This is a genomic window from Pseudomonas sp. TWP3-1 (assembly GCF_049896625.1).
Taxonomy (GTDB): domain Bacteria; phylum Pseudomonadota; class Gammaproteobacteria; order Pseudomonadales; family Pseudomonadaceae; genus Aquipseudomonas.
In genome coordinates this window covers 93,419-112,058 of record NZ_JAFCUQ010000021.1, presented here as the reverse complement: position 1 = coordinate 112,058, position 18,640 = coordinate 93,419, and the positions used below count along the sequence as shown (strand labels likewise).

Below are 18,640 nucleotides of genomic sequence, written 5' to 3'. Positions count from 1 at the left end.
CTGCCGCCAAAGCCGGTAGTCCATTACTGTGTCCCATGACTAACTCGTCGTATCGTTTTATCAGGCGGGCATCTAGCCCAGTCATTTGATATCCATGCCGTCCCTTTATAGACCAGGATGGGGAGATGTGTAGATACCTATGCCCATCGCTGGCAAGCCAGCTCCCACAGGTTTCTCTGGCGTTCACACATCTTGTGTACACCTTCAATCCTTGTGGGAGCTGGCTTGCCAGCGATGAGGCCAGTACAGCCACCACAAAAATCAATGTGCCTCCCCAGCCTTCAACCCCTGCGGCAATTTCTTGGTCAACAAGATCGCCAACATGCTGATCCCCAGCGCAATCCCGACAAAGTGAAACGCATCGTTGTAGGCCATGATCGCCGCCTGCTGATGCACGATTTCACTCAACTTGCCCAGCGCCGCCGTGTCACTGCCAAACCGGTCGGTCATCGACGCCATGCGCTCGGCCACCTGTGGATTGGTCGGCACAATCGCCTCGCGCAAATAATCGAAGTAAGTCTTGGTGCGCGCATCCAGTAGCGTGGCGAGCAACGCAATGCCGATGGCGCCGCCGAGGTTGCGCAGGATGTTGAACAGGCTCGACGCCGATCCGGCGTCCTGCGGCAGGATGTACGCTGTGGCAATCAGCGAAATGGTGACCATGATCAGCGGCTGACCCAGTGCACGGATGATCTGGATCTGATTGAACTGCGGCCCGGCGAAATCCGGGTTCAGCACCCCCGAAGAAAAACTCGCCAGCCCAAACAACCCGAAGCCCAACGTACACAGCCACTTTGGCGAAATGTATTTCATCAGCTTCGGCACCAGCGGGATCAGAAACAGCTGCGGCACACCCATCCACATGATTACTTCGCCGATTTGCAGCGCGTTGTAGTTCTGGATCTGCGCCAGGTACAGCGGCAGCAAATAGATCGAGCCGTACAATCCGACGCCCATGCCCAGGCTGGAAATACTCGACAGGCCAAAGTTGCGATTGCGCAGGATGCCCAGGTTGATCAACGGATTCGGCTTGGAGATTTGCACAATGACGAAGGTGATCAGACTCACCAGTGCAATGCTCCCCAGCATTACGATCAGACTTGATTCGAGCCAGTCCTTGCGATGGCCTTCTTCAAGAAAAACCTGCAAACAGCCGAGGCCGATCCCTAGCGAGAGGATGCCGGTGTAGTCGGTGCTTTTCAGCAGTTCCCAATGCGCCTCTTTCTTCTCCAGACCGTACATCAGCCCGGCAATCATGATCAGCCCCGGCGGGATGTTGATATAAAAGATGTATTCCCAGCCCCAGTTTTCCGTGAGCCAGCCGCCGAGGGTCGGGCCGATGGAAGGGGCGAAAGTCGCGGTCATGGCGAACATCGCCATGCCTTTGGCGCGGTGGTGTTCGGGGAGTTTGATCAGGGTCAGGGTGAAGGCCAGCGGGATCAGCGCGCCGCCGGTGAAGCCTTGCATCGCGCGAAAGACGATCATGCTTTCCAGGCTCCAGGCCATCGAGCACAGCAGCGATGAAAACAGAAAGCCCACAGACACCCATACCGCCAGCCTTCGCGCCGAGAGCAGCTGCACCAGCCACGCGGTCAGCGGAATCATGATGATTTCCGCCACCAGATAGGACGTGGAAATCCATGAGCCTTCTTCGAGCGTCGCCGATAGCGCGCCCTGAATGTCTTTCAATGAAGAGTTGGTGATCTGGATGTCGAGCACCGCCATGAACGCACCGAGCATCACGCTCATCACCGCAATCCAGTCGCGTCGGGTCGGTTCGCCGACCGGGCGGATCAGCGAATCACCGGCCATTGTCCGGGGCGTCTTTGATGTTCACGGTCGCGGTGACGGACATGCCCGGGCGAATTTTGCCGTGCAGCGGATTGTCGGCCTTGAAGGTCAGTTTCACCGGAATGCGCTGCACGACTTTGGTGAAATTGCCGGTGGCATTGTCCGGTGGCAACAGGCTGAACTGCGCGCCCGATGCAGCGAACAGACTGTCGACCCGTGCCTCGATTGGCGTGTCGCCATAGGCATCGAAGGTCAGCTGGGCTTTTTGCCCCGGCTGCATGTGGCCGATCTGGGTTTCCTTGAAGTTGGCCTGGACCCAGATGTCTTCGTCGGGAACGATCGACAGCAAATAGGCGCCGGCCTGTACCACTTGGCCATTGCGTGCGGCGCGCTGGCCGACCAGGCCGCTGATTGGCGCGTGGATTTGACTGCGAGTCAGGTTCAGTTCGGCTTGGGCGATGTCGGCGCGGGCGTTGGCGATCTGCGCGTCGAGGCGTTTGATCTCGGCGGCCAAGGCGTTGACCTGCTGACGCTGACTCTGCGCATCGGCCTGGGCCTTGGTCACCTGCGAACGGGCAATGTGGTTGTCGGCGGCGAGAGTGGTGACGCGTTCTTCGGAGACGTAGCCCGGTTTGCGCAGGGTCTCTGCGCGGGATAAATCGATCTGCGAGCGGCCGAGTGTGGCTTGCGACGAGGCGACTTGCGCGTCGCTGGAGGCAATCAGGCTGGCTTGTTGGGTCAGTTTGCTCTGTGCTTGCAAGCGTTCGGCTTCGCGGGTGGCGAGGGCGGCGTTGGCGCGATCCACGGCGAGGCGGAAATCCTCACCTTCGAGGCGCACCAGCAACTGGCCCTTTTCCACGTGCTGATTGTCCTGCACCAGCACTTCGTCGATGCGCGCGCTCAATTGGCTCGACACACGGGTGATCTCGCCCTGGACATAGGCGTTGTCGGTACTTTCATAAAAGCGCCCTTTGAGAAACCAATGGGCGAAGAAGCCGCCGGCAATCAGCAGGACCAGCAGCAGGAATATGAACAGGCGACGCTTGAGTTGGGCAGGCATGGGGCAGACTGTAGTCGAGAAATTGTAAGGAAAGTTATCAGCAGGCGAATCTGGCATACAGTCGACAAGCGGTAAATGCCGTCTGCTGATATTCGGCCATTCACCACGGCGAACGGGCGTTACAGACGCAAACTTGGCTTAAATGCCCTGCCTGCTGGAGCCGGGCGGGTGTCGCCTGTTACCATTCGCCGCTTATTGATCTTTGCTTTTCATTCTTTTCGAGACATGCCATGACCACCGTCCGCACTCGCATCGCGCCATCGCCTACCGGGGACCCCCACGTAGGTACCGCTTACATCGCATTGTTCAACTACTGCTTTGCCAAGCAGCATGGCGGTGAGTTCATCCTGCGCATCGAAGACACCGACCAGTTGCGTTCGACCCGCGAGTCCGAACAGCAGATCTTCGACGCTCTGCGCTGGCTCGGCATCGAGTGGAGCGAAGGCCCGGACGTCGGTGGCCCGCACGGCCCGTATCGCCAGAGCGAGCGCGGCGATATCTACCAGAAATATTGCCAGCAACTTGTTGACCTCGGTCACGCCTTCCCGTGCTTCTGCACCGCCGAAGAGCTGGATCAGATGCGCGCCGAGCAACAGGCTCGCGGCGAAACCCCGCGTTACGACGGTCGTGCGCTGCTGCTGTCCAAGGAAGAAGTGGCTGCGCGTCTGGCCGCCGGCGAACCGCACGTGATCCGCATGAAAGTGCCGAGCGAAGGCGTGTGCGTGGTGCCGGACATGCTGCGTGGCGACGTCGAGATCCCGTGGGATCGCATGGACATGCAAGTGCTAATGAAGACCGACGGCCTGCCGACCTACTTCCTGGCCAACGTGGTCGACGATTACCTGATGGGCATCACCCACGTACTGCGTGGCGAAGAGTGGCTGCCGTCCGCGCCGAAACTGATCCTGCTCTACGAATACTTCGGCTGGAAGCAACCGGAACTCTGCTACATGCCGCTGCTGCGTAACCCGGACAAGAGCAAGCTGTCCAAGCGCAAGAACCCGACTTCGGTGACGTTCTACGAGCGCATGGGTTTCATGCCGGAAGCGATGCTCAACTATCTGGGGCGCATGGGCTGGTCGATGCCGGACGAGCGCGAGAAATTCTCGCTGCAGGAAATGGTCGACAATTTCGACCTCAAGCGTGTGTCGCTGGGCGGGCCGATTTTCGACATCGAGAAACTCTCGTGGCTCAACGGCCAGTGGCTGCGTGACCTGCCGGTGGAAGAATTCGCCAGCCGCTTGCAAACCTGGGCACTGAACCCGGAATACATGATGAAGATCGCGCCGCACGTGCAGGGCCGAGTTGAAACCTTCAGCCAGGTTGCACCGCTGGCCGGGTTCTTCTTCGCTGGTGGCGTGAATCCGGATGCCAAGCTGTTCGAATCGAAAAAGCTCTCGGGCGATCAGGTTCGCCAGTTGATGCAGTTGATTCTGTGGAAGCTCGAAAGCCTGCGTCAGTGGGAGAAGGACAGCATTACCGCGACGATTCAGGCGGTGGTTGAATCACTGGAGCTGAAACTGCGTGATGCGATGCCGCTGATGTTTGCTGCGATCACCGGGCAGGCGAGCTCGGTGTCGGTGCTCGATGCGATGGAAATCCTCGGGCCGGACCTGACCCGGTTCCGTCTGCGCCAGGCGCTTGACCTGCTGGGCGGCGTGTCGAAGAAAGAAAACAAAGAGTGGGAAAAGCTGCTGGGCGCAATCGCCTGAGGCTGTGTGGCGGTGCCGTGAGTTGTGATCTTTTGATCCGGCTGTTCGGCAGTGTCCCCGTTTTACGGGGGGAGGGCGGTAAGTGGTTGTTATGTCGGCAAAAAACTTTGAAATATTTTAAAAATAAGTTTGACAGCCCTCCGAAGCGCCATTAAGATTCGCCCCGTCCTCAGCGATGACATCAACGATGAGGGGCTTTAGCTCAGCTGGGAGAGCGCCTGCATGGCATGCAGGAGGTCAGCGGTTCGATCCCGCTAAGCTCCACCAATTTACACTTTGAAGCCTGGCCACACCGGCTTCGAAGCGATCAACACTCAGCGTTGATCAGTTGTATAGAAGGGTTTGTGTCCCCTTCGTCTAGTGGCCTAGGACACCGCCCTTTCACGGCGGTAACAGGGGTTCGAGTCCCCTAGGGGACGCCAGTTTTACAGAAGTGATATTGCAAGATGTCACTCCGCCGCGAGGCGAAAAATCCGGGGCTTTAGCTCAGCTGGGAGAGCGCCTGCATGGCATGCAGGAGGTCAGCGGTTCGATCCCGCTAAGCTCCACCAATTTTACAGTTCAAGGTCTGGCCACACCGGCCTTGAATCGATCAGTACTCAGCACTGATCAGCTGTATAGAAGGGTTTGTGTCCCCTTCGTCTAGTGGCCTAGGACACCGCCCTTTCACGGCGGTAACAGGGGTTCGAGTCCCCTAGGGGACGCCACGATTACCCGCTCTGCGGGATTTATAAGGGTCATTCAATTATTGAATGGCCCTTTTGTTTGTCTGGCGTTTGGCCAAATCTCCTTTTTCCCTAACACTGTGCTTCAGACCAGCGGTCATATCTTTGACTTGCAGAATATTATTATGAGAATAATATTCTAATCGTAATATTCGGAGGCGACGATGAACGACAAGAAAGCTCAAACCCGCGAACGCATTCTCAAGGCCGCCAGCTCCGCGCTGATCCAGCGTGGCCCGGCCGAACCGAGCGTGGGCGAAGTGATGGGCGCCGCCGGCCTGACCGTCGGTGGCTTCTACGCGCACTTCGAAAGCAAGGACGCGATGATGCTGGAGGCGTTCAAACAGTTGCTGGGTCGTCGCCGCGACCTGATTGCCGACATGGATAGCGAGCTGACTGGCGAAGAGCGTCGCACGCTGGTCGCTGCGTTCTACCTGTCGCGCAAGCACCGCGACTCCAGCGAAGCCGCCTGCCCGATCCCGGCCTCCATCGGCGAGCTCGGCCGGCTGCCAGAAGAGTTCCGCATCGCGCTGAACGAGCACCTGGAGTTGATGATCGCGCAGTTGGCATCCAGTCCTGAAGACACTGACAAAGCATTGGCCGACGTGGCCTTGATGGTAGGTGGTCTGGCACTCGCAAGAGCGCTTGGCCCGGGTGATTTATCCGATCGATTGCTGCGCGCGGCCAAGTCGGCGGTGCGTTGACCTGAAGGCGACAAGCCTGAGGAGAGAGCGATGAGCACGTTGAAGTGGGTTCGCGGCGTTAATGGCACCTTAGGCTGGTTCGCACCACAACTGGTGGCGAGCAAAATGCGCTTGGCGTTCATGACGCCGCGCGAACGTCCACTGCGTGATTGGGAATTGCCATTGCTGGCGAACTCCGAACGTATCACGTTGCGCTTCGGCCTCTCGGCACTGCGCTGGGGGCAAGGCCCGGCAGTGTTGCTGATGCACGGTTGGGAAGGGCGGCCGACGCAGTTTGCTGCGCTGATCACGGCCCTGGTCGACGCTGGTTACACGGTCGTTGCTCTCGATGGTCCGGCTCATGGGCGATCGCCCGGTCGCGAAGCCAATCTGGTGCTTTTCGCCCGAGCCATGCTCGAAGCGGCCGCCGAGTTGCCACCCCTGCAAGCCGTCATCGGCCACTCCATGGGCGGCGCCAGCGCGATGCTCGCCGTGCAACTGGGCTTGCGCACTGAAACACTCGTCAGTATTGCCGCGCCGGCGCGGATCCTCGGCGTGTTGCGCGGCTTCGCCCGCTATGTCGGCATGCCGCCCAGAGCACGTTCGGCATTCATTCGTCAGGTTGAGCTCGACGTCGGCATGCGCGCCGCCACCCTTGATGTCGCCCACTATCAACTGGATATGCCGGGCCTGATCGTGCATGCCGAAGACGATAAATTAGTCTCGGTCAAAGAATCGCAACTGATCCACGAATCGTGGTTCGACAGTCGTCTGCTGCGACTCGAAAGCGGCGGCCATCAGCGCGTGCTCGCCGATCCGCGGGTGATTGATGGCGTGCTATCACTGCTGGCCGGGCGCAGCCTGCAGGCGCGGCAATCGGCGTAGGCATCCGTTACACTGCCACGGTCGAATAATCTGACCGGGAGTGAGGCATGGGCTGGGATCGGGCAACGCCGTTTACCATTGATCTGCAAGTGGGTGCCGAGGACATCGACGGCCTCGGTCACGCGAACAACGCGGTGTACGTGACCTGGCTCGAACGCTGCGCCTGGCGCCACTCGCAGCGGCTGGGTCTGGATCTGGTCGAGTATCGCCGTCTGGATCGCGCAATGGCGGTGGTGCGCCATGAAATCGATTACCTCGCTGCTGCCTATGAAGGCGACGAATTGCAATTGGCGACCTGGATCGTCGATTGGGATCAGCGTCTGAAAATGACCCGGCACTTCCAGTTGATCCGCCCCAGCGACCACACCACGCTGCTGCGCGCCCACACCACGTTCGTGTGTATCGAGCTGTCCAGCGGCAAGCCCAAGCGTATGCCCGCCGAGTTCATCGAAGGTTACGGCCCGGCGATCCAGACGGCGGACATGGGTTTAACCGGCGAAACCCAGTAAACTGCCGCACGTTTTTTCTTTAAGTAGTGTTTTCCCCATGCAAATTGCCTTGGCGCCGATGGAAGGGTTGGTCGACGACATCCTGCGCGATGTCCTGACCCGTGTCGGCGGTATCGACTGGTGCGTGACCGAGTTCATCCGCATCAACGATCAGTTGCTCACCCCAGCCTACTTCCACAAGTTCGGCCCGGAGCTGCTCAACGGTGCGCGCACCCGCTCCGGCGTGCCGCTGCGTGTGCAATTACTCGGGTCCGATCCGGTGTGCCTGGCGGAAAACGCTGCGCTGGCCTGTGAGCTCGGCTCCGAAGTCATCGACCTGAACTTCGGCTGCCCGGCCAAAACCGTGAACAAATCCCGTGGCGGGGCGGTGCTGCTCAAAGAACCCGAGCTGCTCAACAAGATTGTCGAACACGTGCGCCGCGCCGTACCCGCGCACATTCCGGTCACCGCCAAGATGCGCTTGGGCTTCGACAGCCCCGACGGTTCGCTGGTGTGCGCCACGGCTTTGGCTGAGGGCGGCGCCGAACACATCGTCGTGCATGCCCGCACCAAGACCGACGGTTACAAGCCGCCGGCGCATTGGGAGTGGATCCCGCGTGTGCAGGAGGTGGTCAAGGTTCCGGTGTTCGCCAATGGCGATATCTGGAGCGTCGAAGATTGGCGTCGTTGCCGCGAAATCAGCGGCGTCGAAGACATCATGCTCGGTCGCGGCCTGGTCTCGCGGCCGGATCTGGCGCGACAAATCGCTGCTGCGCGCGCTGGCGAAGAAGTGGTCGAGATGACCTGGGCCGAGCTGCTGCCGCTGATCCAGGACTTCTGGCTACAGGCAAAAGCGCAGATGACCGCACGTCAATCGCCGGGTCGCCTGAAACAATGGCTGGCCATGCTCACGCGCAATTATCCGGAAGCGGTCGAGCTGTTTACCGTCCTGCGGCGTGAAACTGAACTCGATCAAGTCTCGCGTTTGTTGGGTTTGCCGGTGTCAGAAGCCGCGTAAAAAAAATTGAAAATAATCTCTTGAAATCAAATCAGCGGTCCCTATCTAAGGGTTACGCGATGCCGAATTCGGGTCGCGGCGACAAAAAACCTTGCTGATTTCTTTCAGGAGATTTGAACCATGAGTACTGCATTTTCCCTCGCACCACTGTTCCGTTCCTCGGTAGGCTTCGACCGTTTCAACGATCTGTTCGAAACCGCCCTGCGCAACGAGCCAGGCAGCAGCTACCCACCTTACAACGTCGAGAAACACGGTGATGATCAATACCGTATCGTCGTCGCGGCGGCCGGTTTCCAGGAAGAAGACCTGGAGCTGCAAGTCGAGAAAGGTGTGCTGACCATCAGTGGCGGCAAGCGTGACAACAACGAAGGCGTGACCTTCCTGCACCAGGGCATCGCCCAGCGTGCATTCAAGCTGTCCTTCCGGCTGGCCGATCACATCGAGATCAAGGCCGCCGATCTGAGCAACGGTCTGCTGAGCATCGACCTGTTGCGCGTGATCCCGGAAGAGGCGAAAGCCAAACGCATCCCGATCAGCGGGGCGCAGAAGCCGGCGTTGCAACACTGATTCATGGGTCGCAACACAATGGTCTGAAAAGACCCTAGGCCGTTGAATGGAGGCCCCGATACGTCGGGGCCTTTTTTATGTGCGGGGAAACCACCGCAGCGTTTGCCGCTGCTGCCACGGCTCTTTACAATCCGCGCAGTTTTGCTGACCCCACTCCTTACCGGTCAGCCTGGAGCCTTTTTTCATGGACGAGATTCAACAGCGCTGGCTGTTCGCCCTCTCTGCGCCGATGGCGGCGCTCAATCCGGGTGCGGGTTACGCAGACCCCGAGTTCTGTGACGATAAATACATCGATCTGCAATGTAGCTGGGGCATTGATGACCGGCCGCAGCTGTTGGCCATGTTCGAAAGGATGGCCGATCGCGGCCACGCCACTCACCTCGAAGATGCCTACCTCGCCTGGCAGCGCTGTTTGCCCAGTGAATGGCAGGCTTTGCTCGACACGCTCGAACCGCGTGAACGCATTCTGCATGAGTACGCCAGTCGCACTTTCGGCAATTGTGGGCCGGGTGGGATTCTGTCCTGGGATTACGGGCGCATGAGTTTTCTCTTGCGTTGCGCAGTGCGCAACAAGTGGATCGAGCCGGGCGAAAGTCTTTGGCTGCACAGTCGGCTGGCGATCAGGGCGCAATTTCACTACGGCAGTTGGCTGGCCTATTTCAATGGCTTCCTTACGGGGCGCGCATTCTGGTCATGCCTGAGCAAAAGTGACGATCAGTTGGCTTTTGAACTGGATCGACAAGGGGTGAACCCTCACAACCTGCTGATTGCTCGCGGCCTCGATCAAAATATCCCGGATTTTCTGGCTGACTTGCCCTGGCATATGGATCTGGATTTGCCGCAGCGTCCGGCTTCCCTGCAGGAGTTCGACTGGTCATGAGTTGCTGGATAAAACTGGGCATCGAGCCCACCACCGACGAAACACTGATCCGCACCGCGTATCGCGCACGCTTGCCGCAGCATCATCCGGAAACTGATCCCGAAGGCTTTCAAGCGCTTCGTCAGGCCTACGAAGGCGCGCTCCGTCTGGCCCGTGAAGACGCTGACGAGGCTGAGGATGAATCCGAAGACATGTCGGCGGATGAATCGGTGGTCCAGCAGATTTTCATCGACTTCAACGGGCTGCTGAAGGATCCGTCGCGACGCTTCAATCTGGATGCCTGGCAGGCTTTCATCAGCAGTCTGGATCAGTTGCCGCTGGGGGTGCTGGATGACGTGCGTTGGGGCATGCTGCGCAAACTGACCGACGCCGGCCCTGTGTCTCACCGCTGTGCAAATGCGCTGGCCAAGCGCATGAGCTGGGAACAGCAATTGCTCGAGCTGGATTTCGATCACGCCCGGCATGTGGAGCAATTCCTCAGCAGGATCAAAACCGCGGATCCTTTTGATACGACGCTGATGAGTGAATGGTCGCAAGCGGCGCAGTGGGAAACGCTGTGGTATGCGCGCAGTCTCGACTTCATCTTCAATCAGCGTCCGCTGCGCGAATTCGTCGAGTTCGCCAGTCGTGCGACCTGCTTGCCATGGCCCGATGATGCGCAGTTCCTCAAGCGCCTGGCGATGCAGTTCACCCAGGCGGGCATCGCGGTTACCGGGCTGGAGCAGATATGTGCCGAGCAGCAGCGCGCAGCACCGGATGACGTCGACTGGTTGTATCTGCTGGCGTGTCAGAACAGTTTGCTCGGGCTGGACGATGCGGCACTGCCGTGCTGGATTCGGCTCTGGCAGGAGCACCGCCATCCCGACGCCGAGAGCCAGTTGCTGGCACTGTGCGCGAAGCGTCAGCCAGACTTTTTACCTCTGCTGATTCAGGCTTTCGATCGTCTGCAAGACTTCAGTGACTGGCCGGACGATCTCGGGGATGTCACTCAGGCTTTTGGCAGTCCCGCGCAACGTCCCGAGACGTTGATGCGCTGGCTGGAGATCGCCAATCTCGACCTGAAGGTGCTGGCGAAAAGCTTTGTCGACTGGCAGATGCATGGCGACGAGTTGCCACTCCTTGCGCAGTTGCTGGGGGCGAATGCCGACACCCGGTTGCTGCGGCTTTATCGGCATGCGTGGGCGTTGCATCGTGGTGAGGCAGATCTGCTGCAACAAGTATTGGACGATCCGTCCCCGGTGGATGCGCTGGAAGGGTTGGTGCTGAGCGGGTTCAAGTTGCAGGCTGAACAGCAACTGCGCTGGTTGACTGAGGCGCCGATTCCTCTGGCGATGAAGGCCTTCGTCGACGCTGACGCTGACTCGGCGCAACTGCCCGAGGCTCTGACCAAAGATGCGCCGCACACGATTTGCCGATTGTGGCTGCGCAGAATGCGTCCTTACAGTCACGCGGCGCTGGAGCGCATCGATCAGGCGTTCAAGCTGAGCGATTCGAAGGCCGAAAGCGATCTGGCGCCGCTCAAACTGTTGCTGGAATTGAGCCAGCGCGGCGTTGTGTTGCCGGCGATCGGGCAGGGCGAGGCGGCCTGGCAATGGCATGCCCACACCGCGTTCCTGCTGGCGTTGCTTGACCAGGCGGAGCGCTGGATGCAGTTGATCGATGCGCAATGTCTGCAGCGCCTGACGTTCAATTCCCTGCATCCGGTCAGCCGGTTGCAACCGCAGCTGTCCCGACTGCAGCGCGAACAACTTGAACTCAGCGCAATGCTCGGCTGGTTGCAGGCGGCAGACCCGGTGCATGCCATGCTCGCCCGGCAATTGCTCGGTGTTCAGGAGGCGCTCGACAGTCCGCGACTGTTGAGCAATGACCGCTTGTTCGAGTGCATGCGCAGCGACATGCAAGCCTTTGACGACGACTTGCTCGGGCGCATGGTCTTGAGTGCTGCGCTGTATCACGACCCATTGTTCGATGCGAAGCAGCGCAGATACTTGATCGACCGGATAACGGAGGTCGTCAATCCACAGGATTGGTTCGACGGCTTTCGCCACGGTTCGATCAAAGGCGAGCCGCCACGGCCACCGCGTCAGGCACTCGAGGATGATGAAATCGACTGCGAGGCCTTTTATCTGGCACTCGATGTGCTCAAGGATCTGGTGCGTTATGGCAGCGCCGGCGTGCCTCGGCAGAAAACCCTGTTGCGGATGCAGCGCGCCAAAGACAATCCGGCGAATGGGCTTGGTTTGCGGTTCGCCTTCAGCGCACTGCTGTCCCGGTGTGAATGCCTGCTCTTGGCCAAAGGCGCCAGCCGTGCGGCGCCCGCCGCAGCATTCTGGCGTTTGAATACGCGGCTGGGGCGCGGGGCGTTTTTCTGGCAGGTACTGGGCACGGTGTTGCTTACGCCTCTGGCGGCGTTGCTCAGCGGCACGCCGCTATCGGGGATCGCTGTGCTGTTGTTGGGCATCGCGCTGCTGCTTGGCATCATTCTCCGGCGCCTGCATGACATCGGACGCGGTATCCCGACACTGCTGGTGCTTGGCTGCCTGTCGCCGTTCCTGCCATTTCTGCCGTTGATGCTGTTCGCCTTCCCGGGCGACAAATTGCTCAATCGCTATGGTGTGCCACCGGACAGTGCAGGTGAAGACTTGCTGCCCGGTGGCTTGCAGGCCGCATTACGGCAGCTCGACAACTAGAGGCGCAATTGATCCAGCGCCTTGTTCAGCTGAGTCCGCTGGCTGGCAATCTGCGCTGATTGCTGGCTGGCAAGCACGGTGGTGAAGGTCGCCAGCCAGTCAGCGATCTGCTCGCGTTCGTCGCCAAGACTCTGCATCCACGCCCGCTCCAGTCGCGCCAACAGCGTGCGATTGGGCAGCGCGTCGCGCGGATGAATCTTCAGCGTGGTCAGGCGTTCATGGCTAGCCTGGCGCGCTTGCGCGTCGAGTCCGGTGGGGCTGCGGTCGATGCTGTGGCTATGGCGTATGCCAGTGGCCAGCAGCGTGACGTCGACTTCCAGCAAACCATTGATGTCGTAACTGAAGCGCACGTCCAGATCCTGGATTTGCTCGCTGGGTGTCAGCTCAATATTGAAGGCATCGATGAAAATGTTGTCGCGCACCCACGGCCGCTCGCCCTGATACACCTCAATGCGGATCTGCGTTTGATTGGGGTAAGAGGTGTGGAAATGCTGGACCCGGGATGTCGGAATGACGGTGTTGCGTTCGATGATCGGCGAAAAAGCGCCCTGGATGTGCTCGCCACGATTGCTGGAAATCCCCAACGTGTACGGACAAACATCCGTCAGGATCAGCTCCTCGATCGCCCCGTCGCGCGCCTTGCACGCCGCTTGCGTCGCAGCACCCAGCGCCACAATGGTATCCGGGTCGAGATGGCGATATGGCAAGCGTCCGAACAGCGTCGCGACCATTTGTTGCACCGCCGGCATGCGCGTGGCGCCACCGACCAGCACCAGACTGTCGAGGTCACGCGGCTTCAGACGGGCATCGCGCAGGGCTTGTTCGATTGGCGCACGCAATCGTGCCAGCAGCGGTTCCCAGATTTTCAGTGCAGACGCTTCGTCCAGCGACCATTGATACGCGGTGTCGGCATGCCGCCAGCTCAGGTGCTGAATGCCTTCGGCAAGTTTGCACTTGAGCTGTTCCAGCGCATCACCGAGGCTGGCCATGGCGTGCACGTCGATATCCGCAGCGCTGAGTTGCCAGTGTTTAAGGCAGGCGTGCAGCAGCGCTTCGGTAAAGTCTTCGCCACCGAGAAAGTTGTCGCCAGTCGATGCGTGAACTTCGATCAGCGGCAGCGCATATTCCAGCACCGTCACATCAAACGTGCCGCCGCCCAGATCGAAGATCAGGGTGCGTTCGAACTTCTGTTCATGCAGCCCGTAAGCCATGGCTGCAGCGGTCGGTTCATTGATCAGGCGCGAGACTTTCAGGCCGGCCAGTTCGGCGGCGAACAACGTCCGTTTGCGTTGCTCGTCACTGAAATACGCCGGTACGGAAATCACCGCTTCAGTCACCGGGTGGCCCAAAAAGGCTTCGGCATCCTGTTTCAACGAACCGATGACCAGTGCCGACAATTCCTCCGGGCTGAACTGGCGGCTGCCCAATTCGATCTGTTTGTCGCTGCCCATGAAGCGCTTGAACGCCGCTGCGCTGCGTTGCGGATGAGTGGTCAGTCGAGCCCGGGCGGCTTTGCCGACCAAAATGCTCTCGTCTTCATCGAGGCTGATCACCGAAGGCGTCAGCACCTCGCCGAGGGCGTTGGGAATCAACTGTGCGCGGCCGTCCTGCCACACGGCGATCAGGCTGTTGGTGGTGCCAAGGTCGATGCCCAGCAAGGCCGGGCGGGGGAGGGTTGCATCCTGCATGTCAGATCTCGTTGGCGCGTTGCAAAAAACGCGACCCTACAGGTTGCGGGAAAACCTGGCAATTGCTCGTCCGACCGATTAGTCGAGCAATGTTTTCAGTGTCTCCAGCGCCACCGGCCGGCTGTGCAAAAAGCCCTGATACAAATGGCAACCCAATCCCTGCAAAAACTCCAGCTGCTCGGGCGTTTCCACACCTTCGGCGATTACTTGCAGGCCCAGACTGCGCGCCATGGCGACGATGGCGCGGATGATCTCGGCATCGTTGGGATCGGTGGTCGCGTCGCGAATGAACGACTGATCGATTTTCAGGGTGTCGACCGGCAGTCGCTTGAGGTAGGTCAGCGATGAATAACCGGTGCCGAAATCGTCCATGGCGAAGCTCACGCCGAGTTTTTTCAGGCGACGCATTTTGCTGATGGTGTCTTCCAGATTCTGGATCACGATGCCTTCGGTGATTTCCAATTTCAGCAGCGAACAAGGCAGACCGTGGCTGCTCATGCTGTGTTCGATGCGTTCGACGAAATCGTTCTGGCGGAATTGCCGAGGACTGATGTTGACGCACAGGCTGAACGCCAGCGGATCCACCAGACCTTCGTCGATCAATTGTTTGAAGGCATCGCAGGCCTCATCAAGAATCCATGTACCGACTTCAAGAATCAGCCCGCTGTCTTCCAGCACCTTGATGAATTCGGTGGGCGACTGTGCGCCGAGTTGCGGGTGATTCCAGCGCACCAGCGCTTCGGCACCGATGATGCGGTTGTCGCGGGCATCGACTTGCGGTTGGTAATGCACTTTGAATTCGCCACGCGATAACGCCAGACGCAGGTCGGTTTCCATGCGCAGCCGTTCGCTGGCGGCTTTCTGCATGGTGTTGTGATACATCTGCGTGGTGTTGCGCCCGGAATCCTTGGCCCGGTACAGCGCGATGTCGGCACGTTTGAGCAGGTCGGTCGGGGTCGAACCGTGATCGGGAATCAGCGCCACGCCAATGCTCGGCGTGACTTGCAGGCGCTGGCCATCGAGGAACATCGGCTCCGAGAGCAGCTCACGAATGGTGTCGGCCAGTTCGCGCACCTGTGCACTGACATCATTGCGCGAGCCTTCCAGCCCGCTGAGCAATACCACGAACTCATCGCCACCCAGACGCGCGACGGTGTCTTCCATACGTACGCTGGCTTCAAGCCTGGCGGTGACGATCTTCAGCACCGTGTCGCCGACCGGATGCCCCAGCGAATCGTTGATGTGCTTGAAGTGATCGAGGTCGAGAAACAGCAGCGCACCGCGCAAATTATGGCGTTTGAGCAGGGCGATCTGCTGGCTCAGGCGATCCATCAGCAGCGCGCGGTTGGGCAGGTTGGTCAGCGGGTCGTGATAGGCCAGATGGCGGATCTGCGCTTCGGCGTTTTTCAGCAGACTGACGTCACGCGCAGTGAGCAACAGGCAGGCGGTTTCGTTGAGGGTGATCGGCTCGACCGAGACTTCCACGGTGAGCATGTCCCCGCGCTTGTTGCGCCCGAGCATTTCCTGATGGTGCACGCGGCCCTTGATCTGCAATTCGGCGAGCAGTGCCGAGCGCTGTTTTTCTTCCGCCCAGATTCCGACCTGATACACGGTTTTGCCCACCACCTCGTCGGCGCGGTAACCGGTCAAACGACAGAAACCGTCGTTGACCTCCAGATAACGCCCGGTATCCCGTTCGGTGATGGTGATCGCGTCGGGGCTTGAATGAAACGCCTTGGCAAACTTCTCTTCGCTGGCCTTCAGGGCCGCTTCCGAACGTTGCTGCTGGGTGATGTCGCGCAGGGTGGTGACGATGCACGGCTGATCGCCGACGCTGATTTGTCGGCTGGAAATCACGCAGGTCAGCGACTGGCCGTCCTTGTGCTGGACGATGATCGCAACGTTGCTCAGGCCTTGTTCGCGGATCACCCGTTCGATGCGTTGCAGGCTTTTCGCCGAGGCATCCCACAGGCCGATTTCCTCGGCGGTGCGGCCGATGATGTCGGCGGCGCTCCAGCCGAAGGTCTGGGTAAAGCTCGAGTTGATCTCGATGAATTCGCCGCTGTCCTGACGGGTCACGCAAATCGGGTCGGGGCTGACCTGGAACAGCGTGGCGAATTTTTCTTCCGAAGCCACCAGGCGCTGCTCGCGTTCGACCTGATCGGTGATGTCGAGCAAGGTCCCGGCCATGCGCAGTGGCGCGCCGTTGTCGTCGCGATACAGGCGCGCGCGGCTTTCCAGGTAGCGCGAACTGCCGTCCGGCAACTGCACGCGGTAGGTCAGCTGATAATTGCCGGCCGGGCCTTCGCGCAGGCTGCGGTAGGCGTCGCGCATGCTCTCGCGTTCTTCACCGGGCACGCCTTCGAAAAACTCCTCGAACGACTCGTGAAACGGTATCGGCTCCAGCCCGTGCAATTGCGCGGCGCGCGCCGAGCCGTAGAGCATGCCGCTGGGAATGTGCCAGTCCCAAGTGCCGAGTTGCGCCGAATCGAGTGCCAGATCGAGGCGTTCCTGACTGTCCTTGAGCGCAAGCTCGGCGGCTTTGCGTTCGGTGGTGTCAAGAAAGGTGCTGAGCAGGTACGGCTGGCCTTCAAGTTCGACTTTTTGCGCGCTGAGAATGCCGTCGAGGACTTGGCCGTTGCTGGCGCGAAATTGCACTTCCATGCTCACCAGTTCGCCCTTGGCCATGGTTGCCTTGACCAATTCCTTGCGTTGCTCGGGATGCACCCACAGGCCCAGTTCGAGGGTGGTGCGGCCGATGGCGCTCTGCACCGGCCAGCCGAACAGACTTTCAAAATACTGGTTGGCTTCGCTGATCAACCCGTCTTCCTGACGCGTCAGCAGCACCATGTTCGGACACAGGTGAAACAGTGTGGCGAAACGTTTCTCCGAGCTGCTTAAAGCCTGTTCGCGTTGACGCTGGTGGGTGATTTCGCGAATCACCCCGATCATTCGGGGCCGGCCATGCTTGTCCGGCAGCAGACTGCCGTTGATTTCCAGCCAGTGCAGGCTGCCGTCGGGCCAGCGGATGCGGTGGTGCATCGCCTGTTCCAGCGGTGCGCCGGCAATCACCGCGTGAAACGCACGCACGGTCTTCGCGCGATCTTCCGGCGGCAGCAAGTCGAGGTATTCGAGGTCTTCCGGTAGCGGTTGCCGGGGATCGAAACCGAACAACGCCTGAGTGCCGCGCGACCAACTGATCTGCCCGCGCTCGATGTCCCAGTACCAAGCGCCCAGCCGCGCGCCGTTGAGCGCGGCCAATAGTTGCGGCGCACTTTCCCAGCTCTGCTCGGAACGACGCGGGTCAATGGCCTGAATACGCGGCATCGGCGGAATTCGGTCAACAGATTTGGGCATTGTTCACGAGCCTTGAGCAGATTTTGGCGTTAGGCACAGGGATAAGTGGCTCTATAGGAGTAGCACAAGTTAGCCGAGAGTCCCTGGCAGATCGATTTGCGCATCCAGCAAGGCCATAAATGCCCGTGCCGCGTTCGACAGCGTCCGTTCAGTGTGCAAGATATAGCCTAGCTGGCGACTGAGTTGTATGCCCGGCAAAGCGATGCTCGCCACCTGTTCGTCGAGCATGGTGCGTGGCAATACGCTCCAGGCCAGGCCGATAGAGACCATCATCTTGATGGTTTCCAGGTAGTTAGTGCTCATGGCGATGTTCGGCGTCAGGCCCTGGGCTTCGAACAGGCGATGCACGATGTGGTGGGTAAAGGTGTTGCCGCCGGGGAACACTGCCGGATGAGCGGCGATGTCCGCCAGATTCACCGGGCCGTTGTTGATCAACGAATGCTCCGGCGCCACCACGAAATCCAGCGGGTCGTCCCATACTGGCGTGGCTTTGACCAGTGCGTGCGGCTCTGGCGCGAGGGTAATTACCGCCAATTCCGCGCGGCCGTGGAGAATCTCCTCGTAGGCCACTTCCGAATCGAGGAACTGAATATCCAGCGCGACCTGTGGGTAACGGCGAGTGAACTCCCTTAATAAGGGTGGCAAGCGGTGCAGGCCGATATGGTGACTGGTGGCCAGCGTCAGACGGCCGCTGACCTCGCCATTGAGGTTGGTCAGCGCGCGGCGGGTGTCGTCGAGCACATTCAGAATCTGATAAGCCCTTGGCAGCAACGCCCGGCCGGCCTCGGTCAGGCCGACTTCCCGGCCCAGCCGATCAAACAAGCGCACCTTCAATTGCTGTTCCAGCCCGGCAATACGTTTGCTGATCGCCGGTTGCGTCAGGTGCAGGCGTTCGCCGGCGCCGGAGAAACTTCCGGTCTCGGCAATCGCGATAAAAGCATTCAGGTTGGCCAGATCCATGTTGGTATTCCAGTTGGTTATCCAAAGCATAAAAAATATGAATTTGAGTTATTTAATCTAACCCCATAGGATCGACCTCACAAGCCAAAGGGTTATTGAATCGTCAAAGCCCGGGGCATAGAAACAAGCTGATGAG

13 protein-coding genes and 4 tRNA genes are annotated in these 18,640 nt (G+C 59.7%); 12 read left to right on the top strand and 5 right to left on the bottom strand.

Annotated elements, in window-relative coordinates; genetic code table 11:
* Positions 1–261: 261 nt before the first annotated feature.
* Together ACP7BN_RS23975 and ACP7BN_RS23970 are read right to left on the bottom strand one after the other, a co-directional pair.
* Positions 262–1,752, bottom strand: a complete 1,491-nt coding sequence (locus tag ACP7BN_RS23975; RefSeq protein WP_426206361.1) for an MDR family MFS transporter — start codon at positions 1,750–1,752, stop codon at positions 262–264.
* A 49-nt stretch (positions 1,753–1,801) separates the two neighbouring features.
* The gene (locus ACP7BN_RS23970; RefSeq protein ID WP_426206360.1) at positions 1,802–2,851 is read right to left on the bottom strand and encodes an HlyD family secretion protein; all 1,050 of its coding nucleotides are present in this window, start codon (positions 2,849–2,851) and stop codon (positions 1,802–1,804) included.
* A gap of 230 nt (positions 2,852–3,081) precedes the next feature.
* Here ACP7BN_RS23970 and gltX point away from each other — a divergent pair, with 230 nt between their 5' ends.
* From gltX to ACP7BN_RS23910, 12 genes are all read left to right on the top strand, one after another.
* Positions 3,082–4,563, top strand: a complete 1,482-nt coding sequence (gltX, locus tag ACP7BN_RS23965; RefSeq protein WP_420648715.1) for a glutamate--tRNA ligase — start codon at positions 3,082–3,084, stop codon at positions 4,561–4,563.
* A gap of 191 nt (positions 4,564–4,754) precedes the next feature.
* Positions 4,755–4,830: transfer RNA gene (locus ACP7BN_RS23960), tRNA-Ala, on the top strand.
* Positions 4,831–4,909: 79 nt separating this feature from the next.
* A tRNA-Glu gene (locus tag ACP7BN_RS23955) sits at positions 4,910–4,985 on the top strand.
* 53 nt (positions 4,986–5,038) lie between these two features.
* A tRNA-Ala gene (locus tag ACP7BN_RS23950) sits at positions 5,039–5,114 on the top strand.
* A gap of 80 nt (positions 5,115–5,194) precedes the next feature.
* Positions 5,195–5,270 (top strand) — tRNA-Glu (locus ACP7BN_RS23945).
* 182 nt (positions 5,271–5,452) lie between these two features.
* Complete coding sequence (locus tag ACP7BN_RS23940) at positions 5,453–5,992, top strand: TetR/AcrR family transcriptional regulator (protein ID WP_420648714.1); 540 nt, start codon at positions 5,453–5,455, stop codon at positions 5,990–5,992.
* A gap of 30 nt (positions 5,993–6,022) precedes the next feature.
* Entirely contained in the window at positions 6,023–6,856 is an 834-nt protein-coding gene (locus tag ACP7BN_RS23935; RefSeq protein WP_426206359.1) for an alpha/beta fold hydrolase, read from the top strand.
* A gap of 47 nt (positions 6,857–6,903) precedes the next feature.
* Complete coding sequence (locus ACP7BN_RS23930; RefSeq protein ID WP_426206358.1) at positions 6,904–7,365, top strand: acyl-CoA thioesterase; 462 nt, start codon at positions 6,904–6,906, stop codon at positions 7,363–7,365.
* 37 nt (positions 7,366–7,402) lie between these two features.
* Entirely contained in the window at positions 7,403–8,362 is a 960-nt protein-coding gene (locus tag ACP7BN_RS23925; RefSeq protein WP_426206357.1) for a tRNA dihydrouridine synthase, read from the top strand.
* Between the two features lie 120 nt (positions 8,363–8,482).
* A complete protein-coding gene (locus tag ACP7BN_RS23920; protein ID WP_420648710.1) occupies positions 8,483–8,929 on the top strand; it encodes an Hsp20 family protein in 447 nt (148 codons plus the stop codon).
* A gap of 184 nt (positions 8,930–9,113) precedes the next feature.
* On the top strand, positions 9,114–9,809 hold the full coding sequence (locus tag ACP7BN_RS23915; RefSeq protein WP_426206356.1) for a DUF1266 domain-containing protein: 696 nt from the start codon (positions 9,114–9,116) through the stop codon (positions 9,807–9,809).
* The gene (locus ACP7BN_RS23910; protein WP_426206355.1) at positions 9,806–12,499 is read left to right on the top strand and encodes a DUF805 domain-containing protein; all 2,694 of its coding nucleotides are present in this window, start codon (positions 9,806–9,808) and stop codon (positions 12,497–12,499) included. Before ACP7BN_RS23915 ends, ACP7BN_RS23910 begins: the two co-directional genes overlap by 4 nt.
* On the opposite strand, the gene ACP7BN_RS23905 is transcribed toward ACP7BN_RS23910, so the two are convergent.
* The 3 genes from ACP7BN_RS23905 to ACP7BN_RS23895 all read right to left on the bottom strand — a co-directional run bounded on the left by ACP7BN_RS23905 (position 12,496) and on the right by ACP7BN_RS23895 (position 18,504).
* A complete protein-coding gene (locus ACP7BN_RS23905) occupies positions 12,496–14,187 on the bottom strand; it encodes an Hsp70 family protein (RefSeq protein WP_426206354.1) in 1,692 nt (563 codons plus the stop codon). The two genes, ACP7BN_RS23910 and ACP7BN_RS23905, sit on opposite strands and share 4 nt — an antisense overlap.
* A gap of 78 nt (positions 14,188–14,265) precedes the next feature.
* Positions 14,266–17,544, bottom strand: coding sequence for a PAS domain S-box protein (locus ACP7BN_RS23900; protein ID WP_426206353.1), 3,279 nt, complete (start codon positions 17,542–17,544; stop codon positions 14,266–14,268).
* A 69-nt stretch (positions 17,545–17,613) separates the two neighbouring features.
* Complete coding sequence (locus ACP7BN_RS23895) at positions 17,614–18,504, bottom strand: LysR family transcriptional regulator (protein ID WP_420648705.1); 891 nt, start codon at positions 18,502–18,504, stop codon at positions 17,614–17,616.
* Between the last annotated feature and the right edge of the window lie 136 nt (positions 18,505–18,640).

Excerpts from the sequence above, each read along its gene's own strand:
- ACP7BN_RS23900 (WP_426206353.1), bottom strand. The coding sequence starts at position 17,544 with ATGCCCAAATCTGTTGACCGAATTCCGCCGATGCCGCGTATTCAGGCC.
- gltX (WP_420648715.1), top strand. The coding sequence starts at position 3,082 with ATGACCACCGTCCGCACTCGCATCGCGCCATCGCCTACCGGGGACCCC.
- ACP7BN_RS23915 (WP_426206356.1), top strand. The coding sequence starts at position 9,114 with ATGGACGAGATTCAACAGCGCTGGCTGTTCGCCCTCTCTGCGCCGATG.
- ACP7BN_RS23895 (WP_420648705.1), bottom strand. The coding sequence starts at position 18,504 with ATGGATCTGGCCAACCTGAATGCTTTTATCGCGATTGCCGAGACCGGA.
- ACP7BN_RS23940 (WP_420648714.1), top strand. The coding sequence starts at position 5,453 with ATGAACGACAAGAAAGCTCAAACCCGCGAACGCATTCTCAAGGCCGCC.
- ACP7BN_RS23925 (WP_426206357.1), top strand. The coding sequence starts at position 7,403 with ATGCAAATTGCCTTGGCGCCGATGGAAGGGTTGGTCGACGACATCCTG.
- ACP7BN_RS23970 (WP_426206360.1), bottom strand. The coding sequence starts at position 2,851 with ATGCCTGCCCAACTCAAGCGTCGCCTGTTCATATTCCTGCTGCTGGTC.
- ACP7BN_RS23910 (WP_426206355.1), top strand. The coding sequence starts at position 9,806 with ATGAGTTGCTGGATAAAACTGGGCATCGAGCCCACCACCGACGAAACA.
- ACP7BN_RS23935 (WP_426206359.1), top strand. The coding sequence starts at position 6,023 with ATGAGCACGTTGAAGTGGGTTCGCGGCGTTAATGGCACCTTAGGCTGG.
- ACP7BN_RS23905 (WP_426206354.1), bottom strand. The coding sequence starts at position 14,187 with ATGCAGGATGCAACCCTCCCCCGCCCGGCCTTGCTGGGCATCGACCTT.
- ACP7BN_RS23920 (WP_420648710.1), top strand. The coding sequence starts at position 8,483 with ATGAGTACTGCATTTTCCCTCGCACCACTGTTCCGTTCCTCGGTAGGC.
- ACP7BN_RS23930 (WP_426206358.1), top strand. The coding sequence starts at position 6,904 with ATGGGCTGGGATCGGGCAACGCCGTTTACCATTGATCTGCAAGTGGGT.